The 19,717-nt window shown below is 61.1% G+C and carries 16 protein-coding genes and 1 pseudogene; 13 read left to right on the top strand and 4 right to left on the bottom strand.

The genetic code is table 11. From position 1 onward, the window contains the following. Positions 1–170 precede the first annotated feature (170 nt). On the top strand, positions 171–1,151 hold the full coding sequence (locus ACRESH_RS12550; protein WP_431742297.1) for an AlgP family protein: 981 nt from the start codon (positions 171–173) through the stop codon (positions 1,149–1,151). Here ACRESH_RS12550 and ACRESH_RS12555 read toward each other — a convergent pair. After that, positions 1,127–1,609, bottom strand: a complete 483-nt coding sequence (locus ACRESH_RS12555; protein ID WP_431742298.1) for a TIGR02444 family protein — start codon at positions 1,607–1,609, stop codon at positions 1,127–1,129. The two genes, ACRESH_RS12550 and ACRESH_RS12555, sit on opposite strands and share 25 nt — an antisense overlap. Before the next feature lie 50 nt (positions 1,610–1,659). On the opposite strand from ACRESH_RS12555, the gene ACRESH_RS12560 reads away from it, so the two are divergent. The 5 genes from ACRESH_RS12560 (at position 1,660) to ACRESH_RS12580 (ending at position 7,474) form a co-directional block, all read left to right on the top strand. Continuing rightward, positions 1,660–3,570: an ATP-binding cassette domain-containing protein gene (locus ACRESH_RS12560; protein ID WP_431742299.1), complete on the top strand. Its 1,911-nt coding sequence runs from the start codon at positions 1,660–1,662 to the stop codon at positions 3,568–3,570. Continuing rightward, on the top strand, positions 3,570–4,157 hold the full coding sequence (locus ACRESH_RS12565) for a mechanosensitive ion channel domain-containing protein (RefSeq protein WP_431742300.1): 588 nt from the start codon (positions 3,570–3,572) through the stop codon (positions 4,155–4,157). The genes ACRESH_RS12560 and ACRESH_RS12565 overlap by 1 nt, the downstream gene beginning before the upstream one ends. A gap of 83 nt (positions 4,158–4,240) precedes the next feature. Further along, the gene (locus ACRESH_RS12570) at positions 4,241–4,873 is read left to right on the top strand and encodes a LysE family transporter (RefSeq protein WP_431742301.1); all 633 of its coding nucleotides are present in this window, start codon (positions 4,241–4,243) and stop codon (positions 4,871–4,873) included. A 180-nt stretch (positions 4,874–5,053) separates the two neighbouring features. Further along, entirely contained in the window at positions 5,054–6,952 is a 1,899-nt protein-coding gene (locus tag ACRESH_RS12575; RefSeq protein WP_431742302.1) for an FTR1 family protein, read from the top strand. A gap of 60 nt (positions 6,953–7,012) precedes the next feature. Beyond that, on the top strand, positions 7,013–7,474 hold the full coding sequence (locus ACRESH_RS12580) for a YaiI/YqxD family protein (RefSeq protein ID WP_431742303.1): 462 nt from the start codon (positions 7,013–7,015) through the stop codon (positions 7,472–7,474). A gap of 22 nt (positions 7,475–7,496) precedes the next feature. Here ACRESH_RS12580 and elbB read toward each other — a convergent pair whose 3' ends face one another. Then, positions 7,497–8,165, bottom strand: coding sequence for an isoprenoid biosynthesis glyoxalase ElbB (gene elbB, locus ACRESH_RS12585; protein ID WP_431742304.1), 669 nt, complete (start codon positions 8,163–8,165; stop codon positions 7,497–7,499). Between the two features lie 191 nt (positions 8,166–8,356). Between elbB and ACRESH_RS12590 the strand changes: the two are divergent. Continuing rightward, positions 8,357–8,905 (top strand): annotated as a pseudogene (locus tag ACRESH_RS12590) (sterol desaturase family protein); the annotation flags it as partial. A 501-nt stretch (positions 8,906–9,406) separates the two neighbouring features. On the opposite strand, the gene ACRESH_RS12595 reads toward ACRESH_RS12590, so the two are convergent. Beyond that, entirely contained in the window at positions 9,407–10,051 is a 645-nt protein-coding gene (locus tag ACRESH_RS12595; protein WP_431742305.1) for a DedA family protein, read from the bottom strand. A 207-nt stretch (positions 10,052–10,258) separates the two neighbouring features. Between ACRESH_RS12595 and hemB the strand changes: the two genes are divergently transcribed. Both hemB and ppk1 read left to right on the top strand, forming a co-directional pair. Further along, entirely contained in the window at positions 10,259–11,269 is a 1,011-nt protein-coding gene (hemB, locus tag ACRESH_RS12600) for a porphobilinogen synthase (protein ID WP_431742306.1), read from the top strand. A 79-nt stretch (positions 11,270–11,348) separates the two neighbouring features. Further along, complete coding sequence (gene ppk1, locus ACRESH_RS12605; protein WP_431742322.1) at positions 11,349–13,529, top strand: polyphosphate kinase 1; 2,181 nt, start codon at positions 11,349–11,351, stop codon at positions 13,527–13,529. Here ppk1 and ppx read toward each other — a convergent pair. Then, on the bottom strand, positions 13,516–15,018 hold the full coding sequence (ppx, locus tag ACRESH_RS12610) for an exopolyphosphatase (RefSeq protein WP_431742323.1): 1,503 nt from the start codon (positions 15,016–15,018) through the stop codon (positions 13,516–13,518). The two genes, ppk1 and ppx, sit on opposite strands and share 14 nt — an antisense overlap. Positions 15,019–15,259: 241 nt before the next feature. Here ppx and trxA point away from each other — a divergent pair, with 241 nt between their 5' ends. From trxA to ACRESH_RS12630, 4 genes are all read left to right on the top strand, one after another. Then, positions 15,260–15,589, top strand: coding sequence for a thioredoxin TrxA (trxA, locus tag ACRESH_RS12615; RefSeq protein ID WP_431742307.1), 330 nt, complete (start codon positions 15,260–15,262; stop codon positions 15,587–15,589). A 229-nt stretch (positions 15,590–15,818) separates the two neighbouring features. Beyond that, positions 15,819–17,078 (top strand): transcription termination factor Rho, encoded by a 1,260-nt coding sequence (gene rho, locus ACRESH_RS12620; protein ID WP_038615733.1) that lies wholly within the window; start codon positions 15,819–15,821, stop codon positions 17,076–17,078. Positions 17,079–17,204: 126 nt separating this feature from the next. Further along, positions 17,205–18,671, top strand: coding sequence for a 4-hydroxy-3-polyprenylbenzoate decarboxylase (gene ubiD, locus ACRESH_RS12625; RefSeq protein ID WP_431742308.1), 1,467 nt, complete (start codon positions 17,205–17,207; stop codon positions 18,669–18,671). After that, complete coding sequence (locus tag ACRESH_RS12630; protein WP_431742309.1) at positions 18,672–19,640, top strand: CDP-6-deoxy-delta-3,4-glucoseen reductase; 969 nt, start codon at positions 18,672–18,674, stop codon at positions 19,638–19,640. Positions 19,641–19,717: the final 77 nt, after the last annotated feature.

A 19,717-nucleotide genomic window follows, 5' to 3' on the forward strand; every position in this document is an offset into this window, starting at 1 on the left:
TGTAAATATCAGCAACACTTTGTGAAGCATCTACACTTGATTCCAGCTGCAGCGATAACAACTTTGCCCAGGCATGCAACGCGGCGCCTTCGATACTGTCAACATGCCCTAGCGGCGGTAGCAGCAGAAGCATAGTATGAGCCGCACTCTCGTCAGCCAGGAGGTAAACCATGTCGGCCAATAAGAAGCCAGTAAGTACGCCGTTGCACCTGCTCCAGCAACTCTCGGGCAGCCTGCTCGATCATTTGGAAAATGCCTGCTCACAAGCGCTGGCTGATGCTGAAAAACTGCTTGCCAAGTTGGAAAAGCAACGCGGTAAGGCACAAGAAAAACTGCACAATTCTCGTCTCAAATTGCAGGATGCGGCCAAGTCCGGAAAAGCCAAGGCACAGGCCAAGGCCAAGTCGGCAGCAGCTGAACTGGAAGAGTTGCTCGACTCGCTCAAAGAGCGCCAGTCGCAGACGCGTACCTATATTCTGCAACTCAAGCGTGATGCCCAGGAAAGCCTGAAGCTGGCCCAGGGTGTTGGCAAGGTCAAGGAAGCTGCTGCCAAGGCGCTGACTCAGCGTTTGGCAAAACCTGCGCCTGCAGTTGCCAAACCGGCCGCCAAGGCACCGGCCAAGGCCGCGAGCAAACCTGCCGCCAAACCAGCGGTCAAAGCAGCCGCCAAGCCAGCAGCGGCAAAAGCCCCTGTGCGTACCGCTGCCAAGCCTGTAGCGGCAAAAACACCCGCCAAGCCTGTGGTCAGAACTGCAGCGGCTAAACCTGCTGCCGCTAAAGCGCCTGCCAAACCTGCTGCGACAAAACCTGCAGCCAAGCCTGCGGCCAAAGCCGCTGCTAAACCTGCTGCCAAACCAGCGGTCAGGACTGCCGCAGCTAAACCCGCAGCAGCCAAACCAGCAGCCAAGCCAGTAGCAGCGAAAGCAGCGGCCAAACCTGTTGCCGCGAAAGCACCAGCCAGGCCTGCGGCCAAACCCGCAGCGGCGAAGGCACTAGCCAAGCCAGCAGCGGCCAAGCCTGTTACGGCGAAAGCACCTGCCAAGCCTGCCACTGTGCCAACGCCAGCACCTGCAGCCACTGCATCGGCGAGCACAACGCCTGCACCTGCATCCTCGGTAACGCCGTCTCAGACGCCGTCTTCGGGATCCTGAGTCGACTGCATCACGGCGCGCAGCTTGTGCAGCGCGTCGTGGTGCAAACCGGCGTCCATTGGCGCCAGACATTGCAGCCAGTCGGCGCCAGGTTCGGTTGTTGCTGCCCAGCCTTCACAGACCCCCTGCAAGCGCTCCAGCAAGACGCGTTCTGCTTCCAGTTCCAGTCCCTTCACGTGCTCACGCAAGCTCGCCAACTGCGGATCCTGTACGGCCGCTTTGCGCCATTGTTGACGCAGGCTGCGTAGTGGTTTGATCACGTCGGTCTGCCAGGTCTCGGCCGACTCGCGCAGCGCTTGCACCCGTTGATCACTTGCTACTACACCGCGTTTGTTGAGCCACGCCGCGCAAAGCAGCAGGCAGACATCGCCGCCTTGATCCTGCCAGTGCAGGCAGGCCGCCTCCACACCTGGGCGGGCGTAAAGATTCAGGGCAAAATTCCACAGGTCGGTGTGCATGGTCCCACTCGCGCCAGTTGCCGACGAAGCTGGTAGACTCCGCGGCCATTATGATCAGACTATCGAACCTCACTTTACAGCGTGGTCCCCAGCGCCTGCTAGAAGGCGCCGAGTTGACCCTGCACGCCGGTCACAAGGCCGGCTTGATCGGCGCCAATGGCGCCGGTAAATCCAGCCTGTTCGCCTTGCTGCGCGGTGAGCTGACGCCTGATTCAGGCGACTGTCAGCTACCGGCTGACTGGCGTATCGCACACATGCGCCAGGAGGTCGACACCCTCGACCGGCTGGCGGTCGACTATGTTCTCGACGGTGATGCCCGCCTGCGCAAGGTTCAGGTGGACCTCGTTGCCGCCGAAGCGGCCCACGACGGTACGGCGTTGGCACGTCTGCATATCGAACTTGACAGCGCCGACGGCTACACCGCCGATGCCCGTGCCCGCAAACTGCTGGCCGGTCTGGGCTTCACCAACGAGCAGATGGACCGCCGTGTCGGCGACTTCTCCGGTGGCTGGCGGATGCGCCTGAACCTGGCCCAGGCGCTGATGTGCCCCTCCGACCTGCTGTTGCTCGACGAGCCGACCAACCACCTGGATCTCGATGCGATCCTCTGGCTGGAAGACTGGCTCAAGGGTTACCCGGGCACACTGTTACTGATTTCCCACGACCGCGATTTTCTCGATGCGGTGGTCGATCATGTGGCCCACGTCGAGCAGTGCAAACTGACGCTCTATCGTGGTGGTTACAGCGCCTTCGAACGTACCCGTGCCGAGCGTCTGGCGCAGCAGCAACAGGCCTACGAGAAGCAGCAGGCCCAGCGCGCGCACATGGAAAAGTACATCGCCAGGTTCAAGGCTCAGGCCACTAAAGCCCGCCAGGCCCAGAGCCGGATCAAGGCCTTGGAACGCATGGAAGAGCTGTCGGCTGCCCATGTGGACTCGCCGTTCGATTTCACCTTCCGTGAGTCGGAGAAAATCTCCAGCCCCTTGCTTGATCTGTCCGAAGGCCGCCTGGGCTATGGCGAAAAGACCATCCTCGAGAAGGTCAAGCTGCAGCTCACTCCGGGGGCGCGTATCGGTTTGCTTGGCCCCAACGGCGCGGGCAAGTCGACGCTGATCAAGAACCTGGCCGGTGAGCTGGAGCCATTGGGCGGACGCCTGGTGCGTGGTGAGAACCTGTCGGTGGGCTACTTCGCTCAGCACCAGCTGGATTCGCTGGACAACAAGGCCAGCCCGTTGCTGCACCTGCAGCGTCTGGCGCCGACCGAGCGCGAGCAGACGTTGCGTGACTTCCTCGGTGGCTTTGACTTCCGCGGTGGGCGTATCGACGAGCCGGTGCTGAACTTCTCTGGTGGTGAGAAGGCCCGGCTGGCCTTGGCACTGATTGCCTGGGAGCGCCCGAACCTGCTGTTGCTCGATGAGCCTACCAACCATCTGGACCTGGAAATGCGTCTGGCGCTGACCATGGCGCTGCAGGAGTTCAGTGGTGCGGTGCTGGTGGTTTCCCACGACCGTCACTTGCTCAAGAGCACCACGGATGACTTCCTGTTGGTGGCCGACGGCAAGGTCGAGACCTTTGATGGCGACCTGGACGACTACACCCGCTGGCTGGTCGAGTACCGCCAGCGCAACGCGCCGGTCAGTAGCACGCCGGTCAACGCCGACAAGACCGACAAGAAAGCCCAGCGTCAGGCAGCGGCAGCGCTGCGTCAGCAGTTGGCCCCGCACAAGCGTGAAGCCGACAAGCTTGAACGTGAACTGGGCAGCCTGCATGAGCAACTGGCGAAGATTGATGCCAGCCTGGGTGATAGCGCCCTCTACGAAGCTGCACGCAAGGACGAGCTGCGCGACTTGCTGGCCCAGCAGGCCAAGGTCAAAGTCCGCGAAGCAGAGCTGGAAGAAGCCTGGATGGCCGCCCTTGAGCAGCTGGAGACCATGCAGGCGGAGCTGGAGGCATTGTCTTGATGGCGTCGTTGCAGTTGCCAGTGCCGCCGGAGTGGATTACACCGTTCTGGATGGGTTTGCAGATTCTCCTGATCCTGTGCGCCGCATTTGTCCTGCAGCGCCTGGTCGGGCGCTGCCTGAAGCGCCTGGGCGAACGCTATCCCTTGCCCCCCGAGCTGATGATGCCGGTGCGCGGCGGCCTGCGCTGGCTGATCATGGGCAGCGCGCTGGTATTCGTGCTCGAGCGTCTGGGCGTTTCTGCCACGGTGCTGTGGACGGCCTTGTCCGGCTTCGTGGCCGTGGCGGCGGTGGCGTTCTTCGCCATGTGGAGTGTGTTGTCGAACCTGTTGTGTGCGGTGCTGATCTTCACGGTCGGGCCGTTTCGTATCGGCGACGTGGTGGAGCTGGTCGAGACTATCGACAAACCCGGCGTGAAAGGACGGGTGGTGGCCATCAACCTGCTGTTCACTACGCTGATCGAATTGCCGGAGGCCGGTGGGGCGACTGTTCAGGTTCCCAACAGTCAGTTCTTCCAGAAGTCGGTCAGGCGCTGGCGTGGCGCTGAAGTCGTGCCACTGGTCGGCGAAGACAAAACCGCAGGCAGTTGATCGGTAGCTGAAAAAAATCATGGTGCTTTTTTCGCCAGCGCACTAGCTTAGAGCTTTGTAACAAGCTTTGGCCGAGGTGTGCGATGTCGTTGGAAACGTGGCTGGCATTTTTTGCCGCTTGCTGGGTGATCAGTCTCTCACCGGGCGCCGGGGCTATTGCCTCGATGTCCTGTGGCCTGCAGTACGGCTTCTGGCGCGGCTACTGGAACGCCCTGGGCCTGCAGCTGGGCCTGGTGCTGCAGATTGCGATCATTGCTGCCGGCGTCGGCGCCATCCTCGCAGCGTCAGCTACCGCGTTCCAGGTGATCAAATGGTTCGGCGTTGCTTACCTGGTCTACCTGGCCGTCAAACAGTGGCGCGCCCTGCCGGCTGACATCAGCGACGAGTCTGCCGTACGGCCTATCGGCAAGCCCCTGAGCCTGGTGTTTCGCGGTTTTCTGGTCAACGTCAGCAACCCCAAGGCGCTGATCTTCATGCTGGCGGTGCTGCCGCAGTTCATCAACCCCCATGCCCCGCTGCTGCCCCAGTACCTGATCATCAGCACAACCATGGTCACCGTCGATCTGTTGGTCATGGCCGGATACACCGGACTGGCGGCGCGGGTGTTGCGTTTGCTGCGCACGCCTAAGCAACAGCGGCGGATGAACCGTACCTTTGCCGGGTTGTTCCTGGGGGCTGCGACCTTGCTGGCGACGATTCGGCGAGCGCCGGTTTGACCCCTCTGGACTGCTTTGCGGTTCATTCAGGAAAGGCGATCTTCGGGTCGCCTTTCTTGTTTTGGCAGCAACGAAGATGAAATTGTCACTAAATTTTACAGAGATTGCCGCGCAAGCCTTGAGCGATCGTCATTGGAAGTGAACAATGCAATACCTCGCATTGTTATTTGAGATTGGCTCATGATACCCCGTTCCCGCATGCTCGCCTGGCTGCTCTGGCCAGTGCTGGCGCTGAGCAGTTCTGTTCTGCTGGCCGACACTGTCGATAACGCCGCCAAGGCATTGCACCTGCTCGACTACATCGGTGCCGACTATCCGGCGACGGTCGAGGCGGGCAAGGTCGTGGATGACGGGGAATACCGCGAGCAGTTGGAGTTCACTGACGTGCTGCAAGGCCTGGTCAGTGGCTTGCCGGCCCGTGCCGAGCGGCAAGCTCTGGAGCAGGGCGTGGCCAGCCTGCGCCAGGCGATCAAGCAACGTCAGGACGGTGCCAGCGTCGCTCGTCAGGCCCGCCAGCTCGGTGCCAAGCTGGCGCTCGCCTATGAAGTCAGCCAGGCTCCCATCATCACCCCAGACCCCACCCGCGGTGCGCCACTGTATGCACAGCACTGCTCGGTCTGTCATGGCGACACCGGTGCCGGTGACGGCCCGGCGGGAGTAGGCCTGGAGCCGCCGCCGGCCAACCTGCGCAGCAGCGAACGCCTGGCACGACTGAGCCTGTTCGATCTCTACAACACCTTGGGGCAAGGCATCGAAGGCACTGACATGCCGTCCTTTGCCGACCAGCTCGATGAGCGTCAGCGCTGGGACCTGGCCACCTATGTCGCCAGTTTCACCGCGGACCCGGCCAAGGCCAAGGGCGACACAACCTACAACCTCGCTGATCTGGCTCGCCAGACACCTTTGGAAGTTGAAGCTTCGCAAGGGCTGCAAGCGGCGGCTGTGTTTCGTGCCCAGCGCGCCCAGCCACCACAGGTCCAGCGTGGCCCGGCGCAGTTGCTGGACTACACCGCCAGCACGCTGGACAAGAGCTTGGTGGCCTACCAGAGCGGTGACCACGAGCAGGCTTATGACCTGTCGGTGGCGGCCTACCTGGAAGGCTTCGAACTGGTCGAAAGCTCCTTGGACAACGTTGACGCCAACGTACGCAAGGACACTGAAAAGTCGCTCATGGCCTACCGCCAATCGCTACAGGACGGCCTGCCGCTTGAGCAGGTAAGCCAGCGTCTGGAGGCGGCCAAGGCCAAACTCAAGGAGGCTGCCGACTTGCTGGGCGGTGATGGCCTGAGCTGGTCGCTGAGCTATATCTCCGGGTTGTTGATCCTGCTGCGTGAAGGTCTGGAAGCGATCCTCGTGCTGGCAGCGATTCTCGCCTTCCTGCGCAACACCGGCCAGCAGTCGGCGGTGCGTAGCGTCAACGCCGGATGGGTCCTGGCGTTGCTGGCCGGTTTCGGCACCTGGGCACTGGCGGCCTATGTCATCGATGTCGGCGGCGCACAGCGCGAACTGCTCGAAGGCTGCACGGCGCTGTTCGCCAGCGTCATGGTGCTCTGGCTGGGCGTGTGGATGCATGATCGCCGGCATGCGGCAGCCTGGCAGAACTACATCAAGAGCAGCCTGGTCAGCGGTGGAGGGCGATTCGGCTTTGCCTTGCTGGCATTCTTCTCGGTCTACCGTGAACTGTTCGAAGTGATTCTGTTCTATGAAACGCTGTGGTTGCAGGCGGGACCCGCCGGGCATCAGGCGGTACTGGCGGGTGGCGCTACGGCGCTAGTGCTGCTGGTCGGGCTTGCCTGGGTGATCCTGCGCGGTTCGGCGAAGTTGCCGCTGGCACTGTTCTTTAGCATCAACGCCGCGCTGCTGTGCGCCTTGTCGGTGGTGTTTGCCGGTCACGGGGTCAAGGCGTTGCAGGAGGCTGGCGTGTTCGGTACCCGTCCGGTGGCTTTCTTTGACTTCGACTGGTTGGGTATCCACGCCGATGCCTACTCGCTGGCGGCGCAAGTGGTTGCCTTGCTGGCCATCGCGATTCTTTACGGGCGCAGCCGTCTGGCCGAGAAACAGCGCGTGTCAGCGGGTTGATTTGAAGCCGAGCGGGCGAGCGGGGATACTGTCGGCCCGTTTTTGTTGGAATTTTTTGTCATGCGTATCTGGATTGATGCCGATGCCTGCCCCAAGGCGGCCAAGGATCAGGTCGTCAAATTTGCCCTCAAGCGCCAGCTGCAAGTGGTGCTGGTGGCCGGGCAGAGCCAGATCAAGCCGGCGTTCGCCTGCGTCAGGTTGATTGTCGTGCCCAGTGGGCCGGATGCTGCCGACGATTACCTGGTCGAGCATGCCGTGCCCGGTGAGCTGGTGATCTGCAGCGATGTGCCGTTGGCCGACCGGCTGGTCAAGAACGGCGTTGCCTGTCTCGATCCACGCGGGCGAGAGTTCGACGAGCGCAACATGGGTGAACGCCTGGCAGTGCGTAACCTGTTCACCGACCTGCGCGAGCAGGGGCAGGTCGGTGGCGGACAGGCGCCCTATGGTGACCGTGAGAAACAGGCCTTCGCCAATTCCCTGGACCGCATCCTCACGCGTCTGGCGCGTGAGTTTCCGGTCTGATCGCGGGGCTGTGGGGGCCGACTCAGTCGGCTTCGTGGGTCAGCTCCAGCACCCGGTCGACCAGCTTGTAGATGCCGCCAGCGGCTTCGCTGATCGACTGTGCCAGCATGTAGGCCGGGGTGCTGACCAGCTTGCGCTGGGTATCTTCGACAATGTCATGGACATCGCATTCTTCGTGGGTACCGCCCATCTTGACGATGGCTGCGCTGGTGTCGGCGTCGTTGCCGATGGTGCAGACCACGCCAGGACCGTAGATCTTCGCCGCCAGGGCAGGTGAGATGCAGATCAGGCCGACCGGCTTGCCCGCTTCGGCAAACGCTTCGGCCAGGGCCAGCACATCCGGGTGGATGCTGCAGCCCGAGCCTTCAACGGCAAAATTCGAGAGGTTCTTTGCCGCACCGAAACCGCCGGGCACGATCAAGGCGTCAAAGTCCTTGGCATCGGCTTCACGCAGGTCCTTGATGTTGCCGCGGGCGATGCGCGCCGATTCCACCAGGACGTTGCGCGATTCTGGCATTTCTTCGCCGGTCAGGTGATTGAGCACATGCATCTGCGCAATGTTCGGCGCAAAGCACTGCACCTGGGCACCACGCTGATCCAGGCGCAGCAGGGTGATCACGCTCTCGTGAATTTCGGCGCCGTCATAGACACCACAGCCGGAAAGAATCACTGCAACTTTTTTTTTGGTCATGCTCACTACTCCCGAGTCGAGGCGCTAAATGTCCTCTAAATTGGCAGATGTCGCCATAGGGTTTCCTGCAAACCAGGCCTAATCTTGGGCAATAGCCTGGAGATGGATGACCCATGGATCTGATTCTGTTGGCGGTACCGTTCTTCTTTGTCCTGATTGTGGTCGAGTTGATCGCCGACCGCCTGCGGGGCATGCGCACCTACCGTCTGGCTGACGCTATCAACAGCCTCAGCACCGGGGTGCTGTCGACGACCACAGGCCTGCTGACCAAGGGTGTCGGCCTGGTCACCTACGCCTTGGCCTGGGAGCATCTGGCGTTGCTCAAGTTGTCGGGCGATGCGCTCTGGGTCTGGGTAGCGGCCTTTGTCTTGTACGACCTCTGCTATTACTGGCTACACCGCTTCGGGCACGAGCGCAATATTCTCTGGGCGGCGCATTCGGTGCATCACCAGAGTGAGGATTACAACCTGTCCACGGCCTTGCGCCAGACCAGCAGCGGTTTCCTGCTGTCGTGGATCTTTTACCTGCCGCTGGCGGTGCTGGGCGTGCCGCCGCTGGTGTTCATCACGGTCGCGGCGTTGAACCTGCTCTATCAGTTCTGGGTGCACACCCGGCACATTCCCAAACTGGGCTGGTTCGAGTGGCTGTTCATCACGCCGTCCAATCATCGCGTCCACCATGCGCAAAATCCTCTGTATCTGGATCGCAACTACGGTGGAGTGTTCATTGTCTGGGATCGCCTGTTCGGCACCTTTCAGGAGGAGGACGACAACGAGCCGGTGATTTTCGGCGTGACCACGCCGCTGGCCAGCTGGAATCCCTTATGGGCCAACCTGCAGTTCTACGCCCAGCTATGGCATGACGCGCGCCACGCCGAGCGTTGGTGGGACAAGGTGCGTATCTGGTTCATGCCCACTGGCTGGCGTCCGGCAGATGTTGTGCAGCGTTTTCCGCAACCCAAGCAGGACCTGAGCCGTTTTCGCAAGTTTGAAGTGCCGCTGGGCTGGCCGCAGCAGGTGTATGTGGTGCTGCAGTTTGCCGTGTACGTTGCCTTTGGCAGCTACCTGATGGAGCACGCTGAACAGTTGTCTGGTGCGGCTTTGCTGCTGGGCTGGGGGGTGATGGCGTTCGGGTTGTTTGTGTTCGGCACGGTGCTTGAGAGTCGCCCCTGGGCCTTTAGGCTGGAACTGGCACGGCTGGGGTTGAATGTCCCGGCCATGGTTCTGGCCGGGATCACCGGCTTATGGCCGGTCACCGTCCTGGTCTGGGTCGTGCTGCTTGGCTACAGCCTGCTCAGCTTGCTCGGCCTGTATGGCAGCCGCCTCCTTGCGGGCGACGCGCGCCGCCTTGAAGCGACGACGCAACCACAGGCAGCCGCCGAGGGCCAGCAGGCCGCCGAGCACCCATAGCTCGTATTTTTTCACGTTGCCCAGCAGGCCTTCGAGAATGGCGCCAAAGTGATAGGCGGCGGCGCCCAGGGCCAGGGCCCAGACCGCCGCACCGATACCGTTGAGCAGCAGGTAGCGGCGTGGTGGGTAGCCGGACAGGCCTATGGCCACCGGCATGACCGTGCGCAAGCCGTAGACGAAGCGGAAACTCAGTACCCAGATGTCCGGATGGCGGCGAATGTGCTCCAGCGCCCGGTCGCCCATCAGCTGCCAGCGTGGTTTGCGCGCCAGCAGCTTGCGCCCGTGCTTGCGACCCATGAAGTACCAGAGCTGGTCGCCGGCATAGCTGCCGAAGAAGGCCACCAGGACCACCAGGTTGATATCCATGTATCCGCGGAACGCAAGGAAGCCTGCGAGAACCAGGATGGTCTCACCTTCGAAAAACGTGCCGAGAAAAAGGGCAAAGTAGCCAAAATCCTGCAGGAATTGTTGGAGCATTTTCTGGGTGCTGGCGAAATGAACGCGCAGCCTAACCCTTCGTGGCCGTTGGGGAAAGTATCCAAATGTGTCTCGACGTTAACATTTCCTACAAGGACAATGGCTGCGTCCTCAAGTCGCAGGGTTGTCCCAGACTGTCATTCAAGCGTCATAATGGCTGCTTATAACTGTCGCGCTCGCCCGCCTGCGCGGGCTCAGGAGTCTGCCGTGAGCTTTACCCCCGCTAACCGTTTGTTTCCTGCCACCCGTCTGCGTCGCAACCGTCGTGACGATTTTTCCCGTCGCCTGGTTCGCGAAAACGTGCTGACCGTTGATGACCTGATCCTCCCGGTGTTTGTCCTCGATGGCGAGAATCGCCGCGAGGAAGTGGCCTCGATGCCAGGCGTCGAGCGTCTGAGCATTGATCTGTTGCTGGAAGCTGCACAAGAGTGGGTGAAACTGGGTATTCCAGCCCTGGCCCTGTTCCCGGTGACGCCAACCGAGAAAAAATCCCTGGACGGTGCCGAAGCCTGGAATCCGGACGGTATCGCCCAGCGTGCCACCCGCGCCCTGCGTGAACGTTTCCCGGAGCTGGGCGTGATCACCGACGTCGCCCTAGACCCGTTCACCACCCACGGTCAGGACGGTATTCTCGACGAAGAAGGCTACGTACAGAACGACATCACCGTCGATGCTCTGGTGCGTCAGGCCTTGTCCCATGCCGAAGCCGGTGCCCAGGTGGTAGCCCCTTCGGACATGATGGACGGCCGTATCCAGGCCATTCGTGAAGCGCTGGAGCTGGCTGGACACGTCAACGTGCGTATCATGGCTTACTCGGCCAAGTACGCCAGTGCCTATTACGGCCCATTCCGCGATGCGGTCGGCTCGGCCCTGAACCTGGGCAAGGCTAATAAGGCCTCCTACCAGATGGACCCGGCCAACAGCCAGGAAGCCCTGCATGAAGTGGCTGCGGACCTGGCCGAAGGCGCCGATATGGTCATGGTCAAGCCAGGGATGCCGTACCTGGATATCCTTTATCGGGTCAAGGATGAATTCAAGGTCCCGACCTTTGTCTATCAAGTCAGTGGCGAGTACGCCATGCACATGGCCGCGATTCAGAACGGCTGGCTCAGTGAAGGAGTGATCCTGGAATCCCTCACGGCCTTCAAACGGGCAGGAGCTGATGGCATCCTGACCTATTTCGCTGTTCGCGCTGCTCAATTGATGAGAGGGCAGTAACGCCCTTCAGGAACGCCAGATGAATAACGAAGTACTCAGTGATATCGAGATGAAGCAAGCCCAGCCCGTGCCGGAGCAGATGCTCGAAACGCCGCCGGAGCCTGCTGCGGTGCCTGAGCCTGTGGCTGAGCTCGAGGCGCCTGCGCCAGCGCCTGCCCCGGCGGCACCGGCCATCGCTATCCCCGGTTTGGATGACAGCAGCCTGTACATTCACCGCGAGTTGTCCCAGCTGCAGTTCAACATCCGCGTGCTGGAACAGGCGCTGGATGAGAACTACCCGTTGCTGGAGCGGCTGAAGTTCCTGCTGATCTTCTCCAGCAACCTGGATGAGTTCTTCGAAATTCGTGTGGCGGGCCTGAAGAAACAGATCACCTTTGCCCGTGAGCAGGCCGGAGCCGATGGCCTGCAGCCGCATCAGGCGTTGGCGCGGATCAGTGAAGTGGTACACAGCGAAGTCGATCGCCAGTACGCGATCCTCAACGATGTGCTGCTGCCGGAGCTGGAAAAGCACCAGATCCGCTTTATCCGTCGCCGTCACTGGAATACCAAACTCAAGATCTGGGTGCGGCGCTTCTTCCGCGACGAGATCGCACCGATCATCACGCCGATCGGCCTCGACCCGACGCACCCGTTCCCGTTGTTGGTGAACAAAAGTCTGAACTTCATCGTCGAGCTTGAAGGCGTGGACGCCTTCGGCCGCGACTCTGGCCTGGCGATCATTCCGGCACCACGATTGTTGCCGCGGGTAATCAAGGTTCCGGAGGAGGTGGGTGGTCCTGGCGATAACTACGTCTTCCTCTCTTCGATGATCCATGCTCACGCCGATGACCTGTTCCAGGGCATGAAGGTCAAGGGTTGCTACCAGTTCCGCCTGACCCGTAACGCCGACCTGGCGCTGGACTCCGAAGATGTCGAAGACTTGGCCCGGGCCCTGCGTGGCGAGCTGTTCTCGCGCCGCTACGGGGATGCAGTGCGTCTGGAAGTGGCCGACACCTGCCCCAAACACCTCTCGGACTATCTGCTCAAGCAGTTCAGCCTGAGTGAAAGCGAGCTGTACCAGGTCAATGGTCCGGTCAACCTGACCCGGCTGTTCAGCATTACCGGCCTGGACAGTCACCCTGAGTTGCAATACACCCCGTTCACGCCAGCGATTCCCAAGCTGTTGCAGAACGCCGAGAATATTTTCAGTGTGGTCGGCAAGCAGGACATCCTGCTCATGCACCCTTTCGAGTCGTTCACGCCAGTGGTCGATCTGCTGCGCCAGGCCGCCAAAGACCCGCACGTCCTGGCCGTGCGCCAGACCCTGTACCGCAGCGGCGCCAACTCGGAGATCGTCGATGCGCTGGTCGATGCGGCGCGTAACGGCAAGGAGGTCACCGCGGTGATCGAATTGCGCGCGCGCTTCGACGAAGAGTCCAACCTGCAGTTGGCCAGCCGTCTGCAGGCCGCCGGTGCGGTGGTGATCTACGGTGTGGTCGGCTTCAAGACCCACGCCAAGATGATGCTGATTCTGCGTCGCGAAGCGGGCGAGATCGTTCGCTACGCGCATTTGGGTACCGGCAACTACCACGCTGGCAACGCTCGCCTGTACACCGACTACAGCCTGCTGACCTCGGACGATGCCTTGTGTGAAGACGTCGGCAAGCTGTTCAGTCAGTTGATCGGCATGGGCAAGACGCTACGCATGAAGAAGCTGCTGCACGCGCCGTTTACCCTGAAGAAGGGCATGCTCGACATGATCGCGCGCGAAACCCAGTTCGCCCTCGACGGCAAGCCTGCGCACATCATCGCCAAGTTCAACTCGCTGACCGACCCGAAGATTATCCGCGCCTTGTACAAGGCCAGCCAGTCAGGGGTGCGTATCGATCTGGTGGTACGCGGCATGTGCTGCCTGCGTCCGGGGATTGCCGGGGTGTCGCACAACATCCATGTGCGTTCGATCATCGGTCGCTTCCTGGAGCACACCCGGGTGTTCTACTTCCTCAATGGCGGCGAGGAGCAGATGTTCCTCTCCAGCGCCGATTGGATGGAGCGCAACCTCGACAAGCGGGTCGAGACCTGCTTCCCGGTCGAGGGCAAGAAGTTGATCCTGCGCGTGAAGAAAGAACTGGAAGGGTACCTGACCGACAATACCCACGCCTGGATCCTGCAACCGGACGGCCGCTATGTGCGCAGCACGCCAACCGGCAACCAGAACCCGCGCAGTGCCCAGGCGGCTCTGCTCGAGCGCCTGAGCAACCCGGTCCTCAGCGTACGCTGAGGACGAAGCCGACCCGGGCCAGCCACTCGGCCTCCAGGCCGAAGTCGGCCTGGGTCAGCTGATTCTGTTCCAGCCAGCCTGCTGGGAACTCGACATCCAGGCTGTCGCCAGCGGCGTGCAGGGTGACGGTGGGCATTTGCTGGGTGCCACGGATGTGGTGGAACAGGATCGCAAAGCGCAGCAGCACGCACAGGCGAATCAGCTTGGCTCCGTCTTCGCCGAACTCGGCGAACTTGTCCTTGGGAATATTGCGTCGGTGACCGCGTACCAGCAGCGCGAGCATCTGTTGGTCTTCGCGGGAGAAACCTGCCAGGTCCGAGTGTTCGATCAGGTAGGCGCCGTGCTTGTGGTATTGATAGTGGGCAATGTCCAGGCCCACCTCATGTACCTTGGCCGCCCAGCCGAGCAGCTCACGCCAGATACCGTCCTCCAGGTCCCAGGCTTCGGCCACCTGGTCGAAGGCGTGCAGGGCCTTGCGCTCGACCCGGGCGGCCTGCCCCTGATCGACGTGATACCGCTCCATCAGCGAGGTCAGGGTGCGCTCACGCACGTCTTCGTGGTGATGGCGGCCCAGCAGGTCGTAGAGCACGCCTTCGCGCAGGGCGCCGTCGCAGTGGTCCATGCGCTGCAGTTCCAGCGCATCGAAAATCGCTTCCATGATGGCCAGGCCCGCCGGAAAGATCGCCCGGCGGTCCGGCTTGACGCCGTCGAAGTCAATCTTGTCGGTCTCACCCAGCTTGAACAGTTTGCGTTTGAGCCAGGCCAGGCCCTCGGCGTTGACCTCGCCGTTGCCCATGCCGCCTGATTTGAGCGCCAGGCCGATGGCGCGGATGGTTCCGGAGGAACCGATGGCTTCGTCCCAGGTCAGGCGGTGCAGGGCATTTTCGATGCTCATCAGCTCCAGGCGCGCGGCGGTGTAGGCCTGGGCGTAGCGCGCCGGGGTGATTTTTCCGTCACGGAAGTAGCGTTGGGTGTAACTGACGCAGCCCATTTGCAGGCTCTCGCGCAGCAGCGGCTCGAAACGCTGGCCGATGATGAATTCGGTACTGCCGCCGCCGATATCGGCAACCAGGCGTTTTCCGGGGTTATCGGCCAGGGTGTGGGAAACACCGAGGTAGATCAGGCGGGCTTCCTCTCGACCGGAAATCACTTCTACCGGATGGCCGAGAATTTCTTCGGCGCGGCGGATGAACTCGCCGCGGTTGCGCGCCTCACGCAGGGCGTTGGTGCCGACGATGCGCACGGCGCCGTCTGGCATGCCGCTGATCAGCTGGGCGAAACGCTTGAGGCAATCCAGGCCGCGTTGCATGGATTCTTCGTTGAGCTGGCGCTCTTCGTTGATCCCGGCGGCCAGCTGAACCTTTTCCCCGAGCCGCTCAAGGATGCGGATCTCGGTATGGTGGGCCTTGGCCACAACCATATGGAAACTGTTGGAGCCCAAGTCGATGGCAGCGATCAAGGACAGATTCTTGGCTGTGGTTTGCGGCATGGTCATGGTTTCTCGGTCGATAACCCGGCAATCCTGCCACGATCCAGGGCTGACGCCAACGCGCAGCTTATCAAGGCTTGATATGGGGCAGGTTGATTGAGGAAATATGACTTTCCTTGACGGCGATGATATGCGCGGTCATGCACAACTATAGTTACACTCAATCGTCCGCGACTTCCTGTAAGTCGCCGGTGCGGCTATGATGGGCCACGTTTTTTTGCTTACGACCTTGGAGACTTCCATGAGCAGCGATCTTATCAAACACGTCACTGACGCCACCTTCGAAGCCGAAGTCCTGAAGGCTGAAGGCCCGGTGCTGGTCGACTACTGGGCTGAATGGTGCGGCCCTTGCAAAATGATCGCTCCGGTTCTGGACGACATCGCCGCTTCCTACCAGGGCAAACTGACCATCGCCAAGCTGAACATCGACGATAACCAGGAAACCCCGGCCAAGCACGGCGTGCGTGGTATCCCGACGCTGATGCTGTTCAAGAACGGCAACGTCGAGGCCACCAAGGTCGGCGCACTGTCCAAGTCTCAGCTGGCAGCCTTCCTGGACGCCAATATCTGAGTCAAAAAAGCCCCGCATTCGCCGGGGCTTTTCTTTATCGGGTGACTAGACGCCAGAAAAAGCAGGTGTTACATTCGGCCTCGCACTGTTTCTTCGGTGCCCTCTGCACGCCGTCGCCGACGCATCCCTAATTCGAATCAGTACGCGATCCTGTCGCCTTCTTTGCGGCGCGGCTTCATTAAGCCAGAAGCTTAATTTCCCCTTCTTACATGATTACGTCACTCCCCTTATGAACCTGACTGAACTCAAGCAAAAGCCGATTACCGATCTGCTCGAAATGGCCGAACAGATGGGCATAGAAAATATGGCCCGTTCGCGCAAGCAAGATGTGATTTTCTCCCTGTTGAAAAAGCATGCGAAAAGCGGCGAGGAAATCTCCGGTGACGGCGTGCTGGAGATTCTCCAGGACGGCTTCGGCTTCCTGCGCTCGGCTGACGCCTCCTACCTGGCAGGCCCGGACGACATCTACGTGTCGCCAAGCCAGATCCGTCGCTTCAACCTGCGCACCGGCGACACCATTGTCGGCAAGATCCGCCCGCCAAAAGAAGGCGAGCGTTATTTCGCCCTGCTGAAAGTCGATACCATCAACTTCGACCGGCCGGAAAACGCGAAGAACAAGATCCTGTTCGAAAACCTGACGCCGCTGTTCCCTAACAAGCGCCTGAAGATGGAAGCCGGTAACGGTTCCACCGAAGACCTCACCGGCCGGGTTATCGACCTCTGCGCCCCGATCGGCAAAGGCCAGCGTGGCCTGATCGTCGCTCCGCCAAAAGCGGGCAAGACCATCATGCTGCAGAACATCGCGGCCAACATTACCCGTAACAACCCCGAGTGCCACCTGATCGTCCTGCTGATCGACGAGCGCCCGGAAGAAGTGACCGAAATGCAGCGCACCGTGCGCGGCGAAGTGGTTGCCTCGACGTTCGACGAGCCACCAACCCGCCACGTGCAGGTTGCGGAAATGGTCATCGAGAAGGCCAAGCGCCTGGTCGAACACAAAAAAGACGTGGTCATCCTGCTTGACTCGATCACCCGTCTGGCCCGTGCCTACAACACCGTGATCCCGAGCTCCGGCAAGGTCCTGACCGGTGGTGTCGATGCCCACGCCCTGGAGAAGCCAAAGCGTTTCTTCGGTGCTGCACGTAACATCGAAGAAGGCGGCTCGCTGACCATCATCGCCACCGCGCTGGTTGAAACCGGCTCGAAGATGGATGAAGTGATCTACGAAGAGTTCAAGGGCACCGGCAACATGGAGCTGCCGCTGGACCGCAAGATCGCCGAGAAGCGTGTGTTCCCGGCCATCAACATCAACCGTTCGGGTACCCGTCGCGAAGAGCTTCTGACCGCCGACGACGAGCTGCAGCGCATGTGGATCCTGCGCAAACTGCTGCACCCGATGGATGAAGTGGCGGCCATCGAGTTCCTGATCGACAAGCTCAAGCAGACCAAGACCAACGACGAGTTCTTCTTGTCGATGAAACGCAAGTAAACGAGTGCGTTACGCAAGAGCCGGGGCAACCCGGCTTTTTGCTATCTGTACTTTGGCTATTCTGGCTGGCCGGGTTAGGCGATACACTTTGCACCCCGACCGGTACGGCGAATACGAGGCTTTTGCATGCAGTATCGCGATTTGCGCGACTTTATCCGTGGCCTGGAACAGCGCGGCGAACTCAAGCGCATCCAGGTTCCGATCTCTCCAGTCCTGGAAATGACCGAAGTCTGCGACCGCACCCTGCGCGCCAAAGGCCCGGCGCTATTGTTCGAGAAGCCCACGGGCTTCGACATTCCGGTGCTCGGCAACCTGTTTGGCACCCCGGAGCGGGTGGCCATGGGCATGGGCGCTGAATCGGTCAGCGAACTGCGCGAGATCGGCAAGCTGCTGGCCTTTCTCAAGGAACCTGAGCCGCCCAAGGGCCTCAAGGATGCCTGGTCGAAGCTGCCGATCTTCAAGAAGGTCGTGTCCATGGCGCCGAAAGTGGTCAAGGATGCTGCCTGTCACGAAGTGATCATCGAAGGTGGCGACGTCGACCTCGGCATGCTGCCGGTGCAGCACTGCTGGCCGGGCGATGTGGCGCCGCTGATCACCTGGGGCCTGACAGTGACCCGCGGGCCGAACAAGGAGCGCCAGAACCTGGGGATCTACCGCCAGCAGGTAATTGGCCGCAACAAGGTGATCATGCGCTGGCTCAGCCATCGCGGCGGCGCGCTGGACTATCGCGAGTGGTGCGAGAAGCACCCTGGCCAGCCGTTCCCGGTGTCCGTGGCCCTGGGAGCGGACCCTGCGACCATCCTCGGTGCGGTAACGCCGGTGCCGGACACCCTCTCCGAGTACGCCTTCGCTGGCCTTTTGCGCGGCAATCGTACCGAGCTGGTCAAATGCCGTGGCAATGACCTGCAAGTACCGGCTACCGCTGAAATCATTCTCGAAGGGGTGATACATCCGGGCGAGATGGCGCCGGAAGGTCCTTACGGCGACCATACCGGCTACTACAACGAAGTGGACAGCTTCCCGGTGTTCACGGTCGAACGCATCACCCACCGGCAAAAGCCGATCTACCACAGCACCTACACCGGCCGGCCGCCAGATGAGCCGGCGATTCTCGGTGTGGCGCTCAACGAAGTGTTCGTGCCGATTCTGCAGAAGCAGTTCCCGGAGATCACCGACTTCTACCTGCCACCCGAAGGCTGCTCCTACCGCATGGCGGTGGTGACCATGAAAAAGCAGTATCCGGGGCACGCCAAGCGCGTCATGCTTGGTGTCTGGTCGTTTTTGCGACAGTTCATGTACACCAAGTTCGTTATTGTCACTGACGACGACATCAATGCCCGTGACTGGAATGATGTGATCTGGGCGATTACCACACGCATGGACCCCAAGCGCGATACGGTGATGATCGACAACACCCCGATCGACTACCTGGACTTCGCTTCGCCAATATCCGGCCTGGGTTCGAAGATGGGCCTGGATGCGACGAACAAGTGGCCAGGAGAAACCACCCGTGAATGGGGGCGGGTCATCGTCAAGGATGAAGCTGTCACCCGGCGGATCGATGAGCTGTGGAACCAGTTGGGAATAGACTAAATGCAGGTAACCTTGCAGCCGTCCGGGGCGGTGTTGGTGCTCAACCCCGGGGAAAGGATTCTGGATGGGGCACGGCGTCTGGGCTACGACTGCCCGCAGAGCTGCCGCAATGGCAACTGCCATGTCTGCGCGGCGTTGCTGGTTGAAGGACGGGTGCGCCAGGATGGGCAGGAGCGTGACCATGGCGAGCTGTTCACCTGCATCGCCGAGCCGCTGGAGGACTGTGTCTTGTTATGGGATGGCGTGCTCGCGTTAGGCGAGTTGCCGGTACGGACACTGGCCTGTCAGTTGAGTGAGTGCGTCGAGGTCGGTGGCGACGTCTGGCGCGTGCGCCTACGGGCGCCAGCGGGCAAACCTCCGCGCTACCACGCCGGGCAGTACTTGATGATCGAGCGCGAAGCGGGCGACAAGGCCGCCTTCTCCCTGGCATCGGCACCCCACAGCGGACGCGACCTTGAGCTGCACGTGTTGGCCCGCGAGAACAGTGCTGTAGAGTTGATCGCTCAGTTGCAGCGCAACCGTATGGCGCGGCTCGAGATGCCGTTTGGCGATACTCACCTGGCCGAGCTTCCCGATGGACCGCTGGTGCTGATTGCCGCGGGCACCGGGATGGCGCAAATGCACAGCTTGATCGAGCATTGCCGGGCCCAGGGTTTCAAGCATCCGGTTCACCTGTACTGGGGGGTGCGCCTTCCTGAAGACTTCTATCAGATTGAGCATTGGGCTGAATGGCAGCGCTTGCCGAACCTGTTCCTGCACAAGGTGGTCAGTGATCTGTGTGGTTGGGAAGGGCGCTGCGGGATGCTGCATGAGGCCGTCTGCGAAGATCTGAGCGACCTGGCGGGTGTCCATGTTTATGCCAGTGGTTCGCCCAACATGATCTATGCCACCCTCGATGCCCTGGTCGAAGCCGGCATGGATGCTCACCAGATGCGCGCCGATGTATTTGCTTATGCGCCTCGCGGTTGAATGACGGAATAAGGCACGCCGCAATAGCGTGCCGGCGTTAATAGCCAGCGTTGTTTGCCCTCGGCAGGGGGCGGCTA

Source organism: Pseudomonas sp., assembly GCF_050739775.1.
GTDB lineage: Bacteria > Pseudomonadota > Gammaproteobacteria > Pseudomonadales > Pseudomonadaceae > Aquipseudomonas.